This window comes from Empedobacter sp. UBA6745 (assembly GCF_002453775.1).
Taxonomy (GTDB): domain Bacteria; phylum Bacteroidota; class Bacteroidia; order Flavobacteriales; family Weeksellaceae; genus Empedobacter; species Empedobacter falsenii_C.
In genome coordinates, this window is record NZ_DKHL01000032.1 from 1 (window position 1) to 14,636 (window position 14,636).

Genomic DNA, 14,636 nt, shown 5'->3' on the forward strand with positions numbered 1-14,636 from the left:
GCTCCTCCTCTTGGGCTCGAACCAAGGACCCTCTGATTAACAGTCAGATGCTCTAACCAACTGAGCTAAGGAGGAAAATCCGATATTTTAAAATTTTATTTTTAAGTCTTTGTTTGACGTTTCACTAAAAAAGCTCCTCCTCTTGGGCTCGAACCAAGGACCCTCTGATTAACAGTCAGATGCTCTAACCAACTGAGCTAAGGAGGAATGTTGCTTAATTGTGGGTGCAAATATAGAAGTATTTTTTACACCCACAAAAAATATTTTAAAATTTATTTAAAAATCATATTCACAATATCGTTCCCAAATATGAATACCATTAATCCTAAGATAATTACAACTCCAACCATTTGTGCTTTTTCTAAAACTTTTTCACTTGGTTTTTTACCTGTCACCATTTCATAGATAGCAAAAACAGCATGTCCACCATCCAAACCTGGGATTGGTAATAAGTTAATGAATGCTAACCAAGCAGAAATCATAGCCGTAAATGACCAGAAAAATAACCAGTTCCATTCTTTTGGCATTTGTTTTACCATTCCAATTGGCCCAGCAACTTGCTTACGACCGTCTTTTACTTGGAATAATGTTCCAATTCCACGAACTTGCGTTGCAATCGCTTCAAATGGCTCTACAATTCCTTTTGCGATTCCTTCACCAATTGTATAATCTTCCTTAGAAATCAATGAATCTAAATACGCTGTTGATCTTAGGAATCCAATGCTTCCATCTTTACCTACATTAACCATCAACTCTACAGGCTCACCTTTTCTTTCAACACTCAAAGAAACAGTTTTCCCTTTGTATTCTTTTAATTTATTTGTTAAATCTGAAAATAGAGGTGTTGTGAAACCATCAATAGCAATTACTTTATCATCTTTTAATAAACCTGCTTTTTGTGCTGCACTATTCTCAACAACCGAATCTACAACAGTTGGCATTTGAGGAATAAAGAAAGCGCCTTTAGCGTTTAAAATTTCAGTTCTGAAATCTTCTGTAATTGGTAAAGAAACTTCTTTTCCTTGACGTTTTACATCTAAAGTTTCACCACCTAATAAAGCTTCTTTTCCTATTTCGTTTAATGCTTGATATTTAACACCATTTACGCCTACAGGAATATCACCTTTTTGCAGGCCAAATTTAGTTTGCGTTGCATTCGCTTCGATTCCATATTGCATTTTGTTTACATCAACAAAGCTTTTTCCTTGAGAAATGAATAAAATAGTATAAATAATCATCGCTAAAATGATATTCACAATAATACCACCTAACATAATGATTAATCGTTGCCAAGCTGGTTTCACACGGAATTCCCATGGTTTTGGCTCTTGTTTCATTTGTTCCAAATCCATGCTTTCGTCAATCATTCCCGAAAGTTTTACGTATCCTCCAAGAGGCAACCAACCGATACCATAAACAGTATCTCCAATTTTCTTTTTCCAAATGGCAAATTTCACATCGAAAAAACAAAAGAAACGTTCGACACGAACGCCAAACCATCGCGCTGTAACATAATGTCCTAGCTCGTGCAACATTACTAAAAGCATCAAACTAAGCATTAAGGTAGCTATCTGTATTAACATATTGTTTTAAATTTATTTATGTTCTAATTTTATTAAACGATTACAAAATTAATAGAATTTATTTATCAAAGCTGTTTATTTTTTCCATTCTAAGGTTTCTAACAATTTTTTTACATCCTTTTTGATATAATCAACTGCTGGAGCTAAAGAATCAGGTTTTGGTTGAGTTTTGAAATAAACCGAACCTGCTAAAAAATTCTTTACACTATCCGTCGCATGAAATTGAATATTAATCGCTGATTCTCCTCCTAATTCATACATAGTACCAAAAACCTTTTTTTCTGGAAAAGAAAATTCTTGTGGCGAGATAAAACTGGCTTTAACCGTCTGTTCTTGTACAAAACTTTCACTTTCTTTTATTTGAACGATTAAATCTTGTGGTGACTGAACTGGAAAATACGTCAGGTAAATTGTTGCTTTCATTCGTGGATAAACAATATTGAAAGAGTTTGGTTTTTTCCCTGCAATCACCTTCCCAAAGTTTGAATACTGAAAAGTATAAGGCACATTTTCTTTGAATGATAGATAAGTTTGTTGCGGATATTCGAGACGAACTTGCCCTAAAGGTTTGGCAACTTCCTCGTTTTTATTGCACGACACAAAAAAAATAGCACTACTACATAATGCTATTATAGTTTTAAAATTCATTGTATAACGTAAAACGTTAAGTTTTGTAAAATTCATTTAATTTTTTAATTTCTAAAAAGGTAAATCGTCTTCTCCTTCATCTATAAAAGGCGGCTCGACAACTGTTGTGTTTTGTTGACTTTGCTGAACTTTGTTCTGATCATTTTGCATGGCTTGACGTTGTTCATTGTCAATTTTGGGTGTCAAAAACTCGATTGAATTTGCTACGATTTCTGTTGTATAACGCGTTTGTCCGTTATCGTCCCATTTGCGCGTTTTGATACGTCCTTCAACAAAAACTTTATCTCCTTTTTTTAGATAACGATCACATAATTCTGCCAATTTATTGCGTGTCACAATATTGTGCCATTCTGTTTCTGTAATTCGCTCTCCCGTTCTAGAGATATATGATTCTGTCGTTGCAATAGGAAATCGTCCAATACAATTTTGTTCGTCAAAATGATGCAATTTTACATCATCGCCCAAATTTCCGATCAAAAGTACTTTATTCGTTGTTCCATTCATAGTTGTAATAGGTTTTTAGTGGCTTGTTACTTACAAAGTTAATCCAAATAATGTTTATTTATAAATTTTTCTATTGGTTTTGGAAGCGGATAATGTTCGAGATCGTTTAAAGCAATCATTTCAAAATCATTTTCGGCTTGCAAATTTGTTATATCTTTTAAAGATACATTTAATTTCCAATATTTTATAAATAAATTTTGATGTGACAAAATGTGTTTCTCTTCTTCGATAAAAGTTAAATTATTTTCAAGATTTTTATCTAAAATCCAACCTTTATCCAACAAATCAGTTTCAGTTTCGATTTTTGGAAAAGTGAATAAATTTTTCCAAACATCATTTCCAATTCGTTTAGACAACGCAATTTTATCTTCATTTTCGATGAAAATAAAATGTAAAAAACGATTTGATACTTTTGTCTTTTTCAATTTGATAGGCAATTCGTTTACTTTATTTAATCGAAGCGCTTCACAAGACTCATTAAGTGGACAAATTTCACATTTTGGTTGTTTTGGTGTACAAATCGTTGCACCCAAATCCATCACCGCCTGATTAAAATCACCTGGACGTTTTTTATCAATGATTTCTAAGCCCAAATCCCAGAAAATCTTCTTTGTTTTTGGCGAACTTATATCATCTGTAATATTAAAATATCGCGCAAAAACTCGAAACATATTTCCGTCTACAGCAGGCACAGATTCATCATATACAATAGATGCAATTGCAGCAGCAGTGTAATCTCCTACGCCTTTTAGCTTTTTTAAATCTTTGAAATTATTCGGAAATTGTCCATTTAATTCATCAGCAATCGTCTTTGCCGTGAAGTGCAAATTTCTGGCACGGGAATAATAACCCAGTCCTTGCCAGAATTTTAGGACTTTTTGTTCGTCGGCATTTGCCAAATCGAAAATAGTCTCAAATTCTTGTATGAAATTATTGTAAAATTTCATACCTTGGTCAACCCTTGTTTGTTGGAGAATAATTTCCGACAACCAAATGTGAAATGGGTCTTTTGTATGACGCCAAGGTAAATCTCGTTTATTTTTGTCAAAATATGACAAAATCAGATAGTTGAAGTTCATAAAAACTGAAAAAATCTTTTTTTGTTGGGATACTATCGTTATATTTGCACCCGCTTTCAAATTTAAGAATAATAAGAGGAATTATGACAAAGGCAGAAATAGTAAATAACATTTCAGGTAAATTAGGACTTGAAAAGAGCGATACTCAAAGAGTGGTAGAATCGTTTATGGAGGAGGTGATTAAATCATTAGTAGAAGGAGAAAATGTATACTTAAGAGGATTTGGTTCTTTTACTATTAAAACTAGAGCTGAAAAAACAGGTAGAAACATTACAAAAGGTACTTCTATCATTATCCCAGCACACAACGTTCCTACATTTAAACCAGCGAAGACTTTCATCGAAGATGTAAAGACTAGCGAAGCAAACGTAATCAAATAACAATAAAATAATTGTATCATGCCAAGCGGAAAAAAACGTAAAAGACATAAGGTAGCGACGCACAAACGCAAAAAACGTCGTCGTCTTAACAGACACAAAAAGAAAAAATAATTAGTAGCTAAGCTATTAATAATTTAGTCTTTTTACAAGATAGCACTTTTCAATGGAAATTTTGGAAAGTGCTTTTATCATTTTTAAAAACATAATTTTTTGATGAGTAAAGAATTAGTGATTTCAGCCTTAGCTGATCAAGTACGCATCGCAGTTTTAGATGAAGGTCGCTTGATGGAATTTCATCAAGATACTGCAAATGATGGCTTTGCAGTTGGCGACATTTACTTGGGTAAAATCAAAAAATTAGCTCCCAGTTTAAATGCAACCTTTGTTGACATTGGTTATTCGAAAGATGCATTTTTACATTACCATGACTTAGGTCCACAAATACGCTCGTCAAATGCTTACAACAAAATTGTAGCAAATGGCACGTACAAAACCGAAAAATTGAAGAACTTCCGTATGGAAGAGCCGATTGACAAAGATGGACAAATTACAGAAATCTTTGCTCCAGGTGATTCCGTTTTGGTTCAAATTACAAAAGAACCAATCCATACGAAAGGACCAAGAATTACTTCTGAAATTTCAATTGCTGGTCGATATTTAGTTTTAGTTCCATTTTCGGAACGTGTTTCGATTTCGCAAAAAATCAAACAAAAACCAGAACGCGATCGTTTAATCAAAATTTTAGAAGGTTTAACACCAGAAGGCTTCGGAGTTATTATCAGAACAGTTGCCGAAGAGAAGAACGCAGAAGAATTGCAAGCAGATTTGGCATATTTGTTAAACAAATGGACTCAAATCTTCAAAAATCTTCAAAAAAAGAAAGCGCCAGCTAAAATTCTCAGCGAAATGGACAGAGCTTCTTCTATTTTGAGAGATAATTTTAATGATGATTTTATTAAAATTTCTGTTGATGATGACGAATTAGCTGACGAGATGCGCGAATATTTGGAAGTTATTGCACCAGATAAAATTAATTTGGTAAAAGAATACGACGATCCATTTGTTCCAATTTTTGAGAAGTTTAATGTCGAAAGACAAATTAAACAAGCTTTTGGTAAAACGGTAACTATTCCACAATCTAAAGGTGCATATCTTGTGATTGAACATACAGAAGCGTTACATGTAATTGATGTGAATTCAGGAAATATTTCTCGTAATTCTAAAAATCAAGAAGATTCAGCTTTTGCCGTAAACAAAATTGCTGCTTCTGAAATTGCACGTCAGTTGCGATTACGTGATATGGGAGGAATTGTTGTGGTCGATTTTATTGACATGACGGATGTAGAACATAAGAAAGAATTGTTCGAACATCTGAGAGCTGAAATGGCGAAAGATAAAGCAAAACATAAGATTTTGCCACCAAGTAAATTTGGATTGATTCAGATTACAAGACAACGTGTTCGCCCAGAAGTGAATTTCGTGACAACTGAAGAAAATCCTAACCAAGAATCGAATGAAGTTGAAGCACCTATCGTTACAATTGATAAAATTGAACAAGTGCTCTTGAATATCCTTGATAGAAAAGATAAGGATTTACGAAAAATGTCGTTGCACGTGCATCCTTTCGTAGCTGCTTATTTACAACATGGATTGCCAAGCATTCAGATGAAATGGTTTTTTAAGCATAAAAAGTGGATTAAGATTGTACCAAGAGATGCGTACAAATACTTACAATTTAATTTCTTGGACAAAGATCATAATACACTTTACAACGAATCAAATTAAGAAAAGCCTCGCAATTGCGAGGTTTTTTGTTTTATATTCGTTACACAACAAAATACTATGAAAAAAATCTTCCGAATTCTACTCAAAACTTTAGGAGCTTTAGTTTTACTAATTGTGGTGTATTTACTTGCAGTAGTTTTGCTGCCATTAATTCCAGTAAATAAGCAAAAAGAAAAGCCTAATGATCAAATTACAGCTTATATTTTGACAAATGGCGTACATACAGATATTGTGGTTCCAGTAAAATCTGAAGCGATTGATTGGTCGACTTTTGTGCCTTTTTCGGATACGAAATCGAAAAAAGAATACAAATATATTGCCTTTGGTTGGGGTGATAAAGGTTTCTATTTGGATACACCAGAATGGAAAGATTTGAAATTTTCTACTGCTTTCAACGCTGCATTTTGGTTGGGAGATTCGGCGATGCATACTACTTTTTATGATAAAATGACGTTGGGAGAAGATTGTAAAAAAGTAAACATGAGCTTAGAGGAATATCAAAAATTAATTGTTTACATCAAGCAATCATTTGATTTAGATAAAAATAACAAAGTCGAATTAATAAAAACGGATGCTGTTTATGGAGATAGTGATTCGTTTTACGAAGCAAAAGGAAGTTATAGCTTATTTTTTACGTGTAATACGTGGGCAGCAAGCGCGCTAAAAGCAGCAAATAAAGAAGCACCATTGTGGACGGCAACACAACAAGGAATTTTTCGTCATTATGAATAATTTTTTTGAATTATTTCTGATTCATTTTCAAAGAGTTGCCTATTAATGCGACTTGTAGAACGAAAAAAAATACTTTTAAGATTTGGAAGTAATAAAATTTGCTCTATATTTGCAACACAATATCGATAACGATACTCCTCCTTAGCTCAGTTGGTTAGAGCATCTGACTGTTAATCAGAGGGTCCTTGGTTCGAGCCCAAGAGGAGGAGCAAAAAAGACAATCAATTTGATTGTCTTTTTTTATTTCACAAAAATTTAACATTCCCTCACACAACCATTCACCTAACTTTTGCATCTTACTAATAGAAAACAAATAAAATAAAATAAAATCAAATTAGTATGAAACTTAGAAAAGTATTTAGCGTTTTAGCATTATTAATGGTTATGGTAACATTCGCGCAAAAAAATATGAAAATAGATTATTCAATGTATCCAAAAGCAAAAGATGGATATGAACAAAAAATTATCACGTTGAAAACTTTACCTAACGAAGATAATTATAGTGTAGAAATTTTCGCAGGTAAAAAAACATTGGTTGATTCTTGTAATCATTTTTTCTTAGCAGGAGCCTTCGAACAAAAAACTGTTGATGGTTGGGGTTATGATTATTTCAATTTCGAATCAAACGGTAACGTTGGAGGAACTTTAATGGGATGTTTTGACAATAAATCTGTCGAAAAAATTGTACACGCACAATCTATTCAAACGCGTTACAATAGCAAATTACCAATCGTAGTTTACGTACCAAAAGGCTATACTTTAGAATATAGAATTTGGAAAGCAGATGAAAAACTTAATTTAGTTAAGTAATATTTATAGTTGTTAATTGAAAAAGCTCGAGAGATTCTCGAGCTTTTATATTTTAATGAAATACCAATTGCGTAATCGTGTAAATAACTAAACCAACAAGTCCTCCAACCAACGTTCCGTTAATCCGAATAAATTGCAAGTCTTTCCCAACTTCCAATTCTAGCTTTTCGCTCAACTCTTTTCCTTCCCATTTATCAACGGTATTACTAATCAAACTTTCTACTTCTTTGACATTTCGTAAAATCATACGGTAAATAAAATGACGCACCCAACCATTAATCTTATCAATCATTTCTTGGTTATCGTTCAAATTCTCGGTCAATTTTATTATATTTTTTTTAATGTAAACTTGCATTGCAGAATTATCATCATCAAAACTTTCAGTCAAATTTTGTTTAATCGCCAACCACAAATCCAAAGCATAATCATTCAATCGTTCTTTTGTGATAAAATCATCTCGAAGCGATTCTAACCTAAATTTCCAATCGGGAGATTCTTTTATATTCTGAATATTTTCTCGGATAATTCGTTCGATATTATGACGAATTGGATGCTCTTTGTCCGCTTCAACCTCATCCAAAAAACTAACCACGCCTTCCACTACTCCTTTCGATATTTTTTTACCAGCAAAAAATGAAATGACAGGATGTTTTTCATTTAATTTATCTTTAATAATCAAATCACTTTCTAAAATATACTCTTTCGCTTTTGGAATGATTGCTTCTAAAATTTCGTCGTGTTTTTCCTTTTCTAAAATATACTCTAAACTTGATGATACTAATTCAGGTAAATCAAATTGTTTCAAAATTTCATCACCTTTCAAGGTTATAAAATCAACGACATCTTTATCATCTAAATCTTTGACAATTTTCTTGGAGAAATTAATCAATTCTTCTTGCAACATTTCTTGATTCGTAGGTTTATTCAACCAATCTGCTGCGTATTTTACAACTTCTAATTTCTCGATATATGGACGAATTGTAGATGGTGTCAAAAAATTCTCAGTTACAAACTGTCCCAAATTATCTCCAATCGAATTTTTACTATTTTCGATCAAATTTGTATGCGGAATTTTAAGTCCAAGCGGATATTTGAACAAAGCCGTAACCGCAAACCAATCGGCAAGTGCACCAACCATTGCTGCTTCGGCAAATGCTTCCACATATCCAATCCATTTCGCAGGTGAATGTTGACTTAGATAAACCATCAAAAAGTAAATAAAAGCCATCAAAATGAATAATCCTGTTGCAATTGCTTTATGTTTTTTGAGGTTTTGTATTTTCTGAAGTTCCGTCATAAAAGTGTTTTGAGAAATTTGTTGCAAAAATTTAGCCAATCAAAAAAGCGGAGAATTCTCCGCTCTAAGTTTTATGTTTTTAATTTATTTACTTTCCTGAAAAACCAATAACGCTACATTTGCACTCGACAATAATCGTTGGCTATGATTAATTGTAAATAATCTTTCAAAAGATGATAATTCACGGTGAACAACGCCTAATACATCGATATTGTTTTTCATACAATAATTGATTAAACCACCTTCTACATCTTTACTCGGTTCAATTGTAATCATCGCTTCAGGATATTCTTCTTCCCATTCTTTTTTTACGCTTAACATTTGCGGAGTAATCGATTTGTCATCAACATGTACAATGTTCAACAATTTATCGTAACGTTTTGTCACTTCTTCCATTTGCGCCAAAGCTTTTGTCTCTTTTTGATTAAACAATGTAGCATAAGCAAAATTTCTTTCTTCTTTAAATTTCACATTATTTGGAACAACCAACACAGGCGCAGGCGAATTATTAATGACATTTACAGTATTAGAGCCAAAAAACTTTTTGCCTAAACTATTTTGTCCATTCGTTCCCATCACCACATATTGTATATCATCTTTGTTGATAATATCCAAAATCATCAACAACAAATCGCCAACAACCAAAGAACTCTCTATTTTTACATGTTCAAGGTTATTTTCTTTTGCAATATTTTTAAGTTTATTGATATAATTTTCGAAGTTTTCTTCTGTAACTTCAAGATAATTTTTAAGATTTGATTGTACCGAAACTAACTTAATATCTGTTTTAAGAACTTTTGCAAGGTTTAACGCATACAAAAAAGCATTGTTCGCTGTTTCCGAAAAATCGGTTGGAAATAATATTTTAGCCATAATAATTAAATTCTAGAATAGATTTTGTTCTATAAATTTACAACTAAAATTTAGGTAAAGCCACAAAAAAAGTCTTGATTTCTCAAGACTTATCTATTTTTTAATCGTTTTTAATAACCAAAACGACGCAAATCATTCTCTTTGCTTCTCCAATCTTTTCGCACTTTCACGAAAAGTTTCAAGAATACTTTTTTATCAAAGAATTTTTCTAATTCTTCTCTTGCTTCTTTTCCTACTTTCGATAAAGACTCTCCTTTATGTCCAATAATAATTCCTTTCTGAGAATCGCGTTCTACAAAAATTTCAGCTTCGATAGAAATTAAATTCAAATCTTCTTTGAAGCGTTCTGTTACTACCTCAACAGAATAAGGAATCTCTTTTTGATAGTTTAATAAAATCTTTTCGCGAATTACTTCGTTTACAATAAAACGCTCCGAACGGTCTGTTAATTGATCTTCTGGATAATATTGTGGTCCTTCTGGAATAATTTCTTTGATCTTATTAATCAACAAATCTACATTAACGTTTTCTTTAGCCGAAATAGGTAAAATCTCTGCTTTTGGTAATAATTCGTGCCAATATTCTACCGCTTCATTCAATCGATCTGGCGTAGCTGTATCAATTTTATTCAACAATAAAATAATTGGTGTAGATGTTTTTTGCAGACGTTCGAAAACTTGTTCATTTTTCAATCGTTTTTCTCCAATTTCTACAACATAAAGAATCACATCGGCATCCACCAACGATTCATTTACTGCATCCATCATTTTTGTTTGCAGTTCATAAGCAGGATCCAAAACACCAGGAGTATCCGAAAATACAATCTGATAATCTTCTCCTGTCAAAATACCTTTGATACGATGACGAGTCGTTTGCGCTTTATGTGTTGCGATAACCAAACGCTCTTTCATCAACATATTCATCAAAGTAGATTTTCCAACATTTGGATTTCCTATGATGTTTACAAAACCGGATTTAAATTTCTTTTCGTCTGACATTCTGCAAATTTAGTGATTTCTATAATATTATTTCAGATTAATATGTTGAAGAAAAGATTAATATTCTAATGAAATTTTAATTTCATAAAATTGATTTTGGTCTGTATTTTGAATAATTCTAATTAAGTTCAAAAAAATATGACGAAAGTTATGGTTTATTGAAAAATATGATTAATTTCATACATGTGTTATGGAAGATTAAATTAACCAAAATTTAAAAAAATGATGAAAGCAGAACTTATCGAAAAAGAAGAAGTAAGAAACTATAAATTTTTAGACGCGCCAAAAGACGAAGTAACAGTAGAGGCAAACAAATTGAATGGTGCAGTAAGATTAGGAAACGAATTCAAATCGAAAGCATATATTACATTTCAAACAGATCAAGGTCCTAAGAAAATTGAGACGACTGTTTGGTCTGTTACGGATAATTTTTTACAAATTAAGAATGGAGTTTTGATTCCGTTAAAATCTTTAATTGATATTCAATACTAAAAATTGTTTATTGCTTAAATTCAAAAAGGGATACGACGATGTCGTATCCCTTTTTGAATTAATTATTTTCGTTAGATTCTTTCAACAATCTAATTAATTCTGCTCTAATAGCTGCTTTATCATTACTTTTTGGGAAATCTCCGATAAAAAATGTTTGTTGCGGAACTTCATAAGATTCTAATTCACTTTTTGGAATATCAACATGTTCTGCAAATCGACTTTCTATTACCAAAGAAATTACATCTTCTGTAGATCCTTTTTTCGGAAAAGCAATCACAATAAAATTATAATCGATATATGGTTTTAATTTCTCTTCGATCAATTCTAAATTCACCACATCTTTCCCATTCAACTTACACTCATTTCCAAAAATCCATCTAAACTTTTTCTGATCATCCGAAACAACAGCCTGTCTATTTAAATTTAGTGATTCTTTTTCGTAAGGCGAATTCAAGACTAAATTACCTTTTTCATCTTCCGAAAGTTCTATTTTATCTAAAACTGTATAATCTGTTTCATCTATTTTCTTTACTGCAATCGGAAACCCATTCGCGGTAAAAACTTGATAAAAAGTTGTTTTCGTTTGATCATTCAATTTACTTTTCAAATCATCTGACAAATCATCACTTTCGACAGCAATTTTTTCGATTCTTGCTAAATCTTCAAAAGAGTTTTCAATCTGTTTCTTTGTCAAATAAGCATAATTTAATGCGTATCCTATCTCGTCTTGACTTTCGTCTGTTAATGGAATCTTCACTTTATCCGAATTTTCATGACAATACAAATCAAAACCTCCTTCTATGGCTTGAACCAATGAAATTTCTCCTTCATTTTCTAAAACCGATGAACTTAAAAGTGTAGAATCACCTTTTTTCAATCCTAAAAAATTATTTAACGAATGAAATGTATCATTCACAAATTGAGGATCAAAATTTGATATATAAACATTATCTTCTCTCGAATAATGGAAATTAACTTTTTCTTCTTTTGAATCGATCTTTTTCATCAAATCAAAAATATCATTTTGCCATTGAAAGGTATTTTTATCCTGAAATTCACTCAAAATCTCTGGAATCTTTTTGTTACTAAAATCTAGCTTCATAATAATTATTTTTTGTGCGGTTTTAATTTATTGATAATCAAATTCAATCAATAATTTTACCAAAAAACTCGATTAAAATGTTTTTTCAACTTTTGTTGACAAAAAGTTGAAAAAAGCAGTTTCAAAAATTGGTGATTTTATAAAATCTAATGGATAATTATTTATCTTAGCAAGATGAATCACAAAACAGATTTTTCGAATTTAAGATTTAAACGAAATCTAAATTCTAATCCATCACATATAGAGTCATTTGAATTAGATAGTTTACAAGTCAAAAGTGATTACAATTACGATGATGTAAAAGATCTGAAACAGATTAACTTTCTACCCGGAGTTGCCCCATATTTACGCGGTCCTTATACGACTATGTATGTTCGTCAACCTTGGACAATTCGCCAATATGCAGGTTTTTCTACTGCCGAAGAATCAAATGCTTTTTACAAAAGAAATTTAGCTGCAGGTCAGAAAGGTCTTTCAGTTGCTTTTGATTTGGCTACTCACCGCGGTTATGACTCAGATCATGAACGTGTTGTTGGAGATGTAGGTAAAGCTGGCGTTGCAATAGATTCTGTAGAAGATATGAAGATTTTGTTCAATGAAATTCCATTGGATAAAATTTCGGTTTCAATGACAATGAACGGAGCTGTTCTTCCTATTTTAGCGTTCTACATTGTAGCTGCAGAAGAACAAGGTGTTTCACAGGAACAACTTTCTGGTACCATTCAGAATGATATTTTGAAAGAGTTTATGGTTCGTAATACATACATTTATCCACCAACTCCTTCGATGAAAATTATTGCAGATATTTTCGAATATACTTCTCAAAAAATTCCTCGTTTCAATTCAATTTCTATTTCAGGTTATCACATGCAAGAAGCTGGAGCTACGCCTGTTTTGGAAATGGCTTATACGCTTGCAGATGGTTACGAATATGTAAAAACTGGTTTGGAAGCAGGATTGAAAGTTGATGACTTCGCTCCTCGTTTATCATTTTTCTGGGCGATTGGAATGAATTTCCCTCAAGAAATTGCAAAAATGAGAGCTGCTCGTATGTTATGGGCAAAATTGATGCAAGAATTTGAACCTCAAAATAAAAAATCATTAATGTTGAGAACGCACTGTCAGACTTCTGGTTGGAGTTTAACAGAGCAAGAACCTTATAACAATATTGGTCGTACTGCAATCGAAGCGTTGGCTGCTGCATTAGGCGGAACACAATCTTTACATACCAATGCATTGGACGAAGCAATTGCTTTACCAACAGATTTCTCGGCTCGTATTGCACGTAATACACAAATCATTTTACAAGAAGAAACTCAAATTTGTAGAACAGCTGATCCTTTTGGAGGAAGTTTTATGATTGAATCTTTGACAAATGAAATGGCAAATCAAGCGTGGGAATATATTCAAGAAGTTCGTGAATTAGGTGGAATGACGCAAGCCATAGAAGCTGGAATTCCAAAAATGCGTATTGAAGAAGCTGCTGCAAAAAAACAAGCCAAAATTGATTCTGGTGAAGTTGCAATTGTAGGTGTTAATGCTTATCGCTCGAAATTAGAACAACAAGAATTCGAAATTTTAGAAGTTGACAACACAGCAGTTCGTCAAAAACAAATTGATCGATTAAATCAAATTAAAGCGGAGCGTAATAGCGAAGCTGTACAAGATATTTTAGTACAATTAACAAAAGCTGCTGAAACAGGCGAAGGAAATTTATTAGAATTATCTATCGAAGCGGCTCGTCGTCGTGTTACGTTAGGTGAAATTTCTGATGCATTAGAAGCTGTTTTTGGACGTCATAAAGCAATTACAAGAGGAATTCAAGGAGTTTATGCTATGGAAGCAGGTAAAATGAATAAATTTGAGGAAGCTCGTAATTTAGCTGACGAGTTTGCAGAAGAAGACGGACGTCGCCCTCGTATTATGGTAGCAAAAATGGGACAAGACGGTCACGATCGTGGTGCAAAAGTCGTTGCAACCTCTTTTGCGGATATGGGATTTGATGTGGATATTTCCCCATTGTTCCAAACGCCAGCAGAAGTTGCAAAGCAAGCTGTAGAGAATGATGTTCATATTTTAGGAATTTCTTCTTTGGCTGCAGGTCACAAAACATTGGTTCCGGAAGTTGTAAAGCAATTGAAAGAATTAGGTAGAGATGATGTTTATATCGTAGTCGGAGGTGTTATTCCGCGTCAAGATTATGATTATCTTTATCAAAATGGTGCAGATGCAATCTTTGGCCCAGGTACAAACTTAGCTGAATGTGCCTGCGAAATTTTAGAGAATTTATTGAAATCTTATAAATAAATCTATTTTAGTATGAGTATTCCTGTCTATTGACAGGAATATTTTT

Annotated in this window: 14 protein-coding genes and 3 tRNA genes; 7 read left to right on the plus strand and 10 right to left on the minus strand. The window is 32.5% G+C overall.

Translation table 11 applies throughout. The features are described 5' to 3' along the window. Position 1 precedes the first annotated feature (1 nt). The 6 genes from B4H69_RS08855 to mutY all read right to left on the minus strand — a co-directional run bounded on the left by B4H69_RS08855 (position 2) and on the right by mutY (position 3,793). Positions 2-75 (minus strand) — tRNA-Asn (locus tag B4H69_RS08855). A 58-nt stretch (positions 76-133) separates the two neighbouring features. Continuing rightward, a tRNA-Asn gene (locus B4H69_RS08860) sits at positions 134-207 on the minus strand. A gap of 65 nt (positions 208-272) precedes the next feature. Beyond that, positions 273-1,583: an RIP metalloprotease RseP gene (rseP, locus tag B4H69_RS08865; RefSeq protein WP_280045411.1), complete on the minus strand. Its 1,311-nt coding sequence runs from the start codon at positions 1,581-1,583 to the stop codon at positions 273-275. A gap of 75 nt (positions 1,584-1,658) precedes the next feature. Further along, on the minus strand, positions 1,659-2,267 hold the full coding sequence (locus tag B4H69_RS08870) for a gliding motility lipoprotein GldD (protein WP_244957998.1): 609 nt from the start codon (positions 2,265-2,267) through the stop codon (positions 1,659-1,661). A 15-nt stretch (positions 2,268-2,282) separates the two neighbouring features. Beyond that, positions 2,283-2,735 carry a single-stranded DNA-binding protein gene (locus tag B4H69_RS08875; protein ID WP_038334855.1) on the minus strand — a complete coding sequence of 151 codons (453 nt, stop codon included), beginning with the start codon at positions 2,733-2,735 and terminating at the stop codon, positions 2,283-2,285. A gap of 38 nt (positions 2,736-2,773) precedes the next feature. Next, positions 2,774-3,793 carry an A/G-specific adenine glycosylase gene (gene mutY / locus B4H69_RS08880; RefSeq protein ID WP_291093588.1) on the minus strand — a complete coding sequence of 340 codons (1,020 nt, stop codon included), beginning with the start codon at positions 3,791-3,793 and terminating at the stop codon, positions 2,774-2,776. 104 nt (positions 3,794-3,897) lie between these two features. On the opposite strand from mutY, the gene B4H69_RS08885 reads away from it, so the two are divergent. The 5 genes from B4H69_RS08885 (at position 3,898) to B4H69_RS08905 (ending at position 7,521) form a co-directional block, all read left to right on the plus strand. Beyond that, positions 3,898-4,194, plus strand: a complete 297-nt coding sequence (locus B4H69_RS08885; RefSeq protein ID WP_019975652.1) for an HU family DNA-binding protein — start codon at positions 3,898-3,900, stop codon at positions 4,192-4,194. Between the two features lie 213 nt (positions 4,195-4,407). Continuing rightward, positions 4,408-5,979: an Rne/Rng family ribonuclease gene (locus B4H69_RS08890; RefSeq protein ID WP_038334846.1), complete on the plus strand. Its 1,572-nt coding sequence runs from the start codon at positions 4,408-4,410 to the stop codon at positions 5,977-5,979. Positions 5,980-6,036: 57 nt separating this feature from the next. Beyond that, positions 6,037-6,711: a TIGR02117 family protein gene (locus tag B4H69_RS08895; RefSeq protein WP_180905667.1), complete on the plus strand. Its 675-nt coding sequence runs from the start codon at positions 6,037-6,039 to the stop codon at positions 6,709-6,711. Between the two features lie 135 nt (positions 6,712-6,846). Further along, positions 6,847-6,920 (plus strand) — tRNA-Asn (locus B4H69_RS08900). Positions 6,921-7,050: 130 nt separating this feature from the next. Then, complete coding sequence (locus B4H69_RS08905; RefSeq protein ID WP_180905666.1) at positions 7,051-7,521, plus strand: ecotin family protein; 471 nt, start codon at positions 7,051-7,053, stop codon at positions 7,519-7,521. A gap of 52 nt (positions 7,522-7,573) precedes the next feature. Here B4H69_RS08905 and B4H69_RS08910 read toward each other — a convergent pair whose 3' ends face one another. From B4H69_RS08910 to era, 3 genes are all read right to left on the minus strand, one after another. Further along, on the minus strand, positions 7,574-8,818 hold the full coding sequence (locus tag B4H69_RS08910; protein WP_291093593.1) for a DUF445 domain-containing protein: 1,245 nt from the start codon (positions 8,816-8,818) through the stop codon (positions 7,574-7,576). A gap of 84 nt (positions 8,819-8,902) precedes the next feature. Further along, entirely contained in the window at positions 8,903-9,691 is a 789-nt protein-coding gene (locus B4H69_RS08915) for a universal stress protein (RefSeq protein ID WP_038334827.1), read from the minus strand. Between the two features lie 110 nt (positions 9,692-9,801). Beyond that, complete coding sequence (gene era, locus B4H69_RS08920) at positions 9,802-10,689, minus strand: GTPase Era (protein ID WP_291062348.1); 888 nt, start codon at positions 10,687-10,689, stop codon at positions 9,802-9,804. 222 nt (positions 10,690-10,911) lie between these two features. Here era and B4H69_RS08925 point away from each other — a divergent pair, with 222 nt between their 5' ends. Further along, positions 10,912-11,181, plus strand: a complete 270-nt coding sequence (locus B4H69_RS08925; RefSeq protein WP_291062346.1) for a hypothetical protein — start codon at positions 10,912-10,914, stop codon at positions 11,179-11,181. Positions 11,182-11,239: 58 nt separating this feature from the next. Here the strand turns inward: B4H69_RS08925 and B4H69_RS08930 are convergent, their stop codons facing one another. Beyond that, positions 11,240-12,283 (minus strand): hypothetical protein, encoded by a 1,044-nt coding sequence (locus tag B4H69_RS08930; RefSeq protein ID WP_291093596.1) that lies wholly within the window; start codon positions 12,281-12,283, stop codon positions 11,240-11,242. Between the two features lie 174 nt (positions 12,284-12,457). Here B4H69_RS08930 and scpA point away from each other — a divergent pair, with 174 nt between their 5' ends. Continuing rightward, positions 12,458-14,590 carry a methylmalonyl-CoA mutase gene (gene scpA / locus B4H69_RS08935; protein WP_038334809.1) on the plus strand — a complete coding sequence of 711 codons (2,133 nt, stop codon included), beginning with the start codon at positions 12,458-12,460 and terminating at the stop codon, positions 14,588-14,590. Positions 14,591-14,636: the final 46 nt, after the last annotated feature.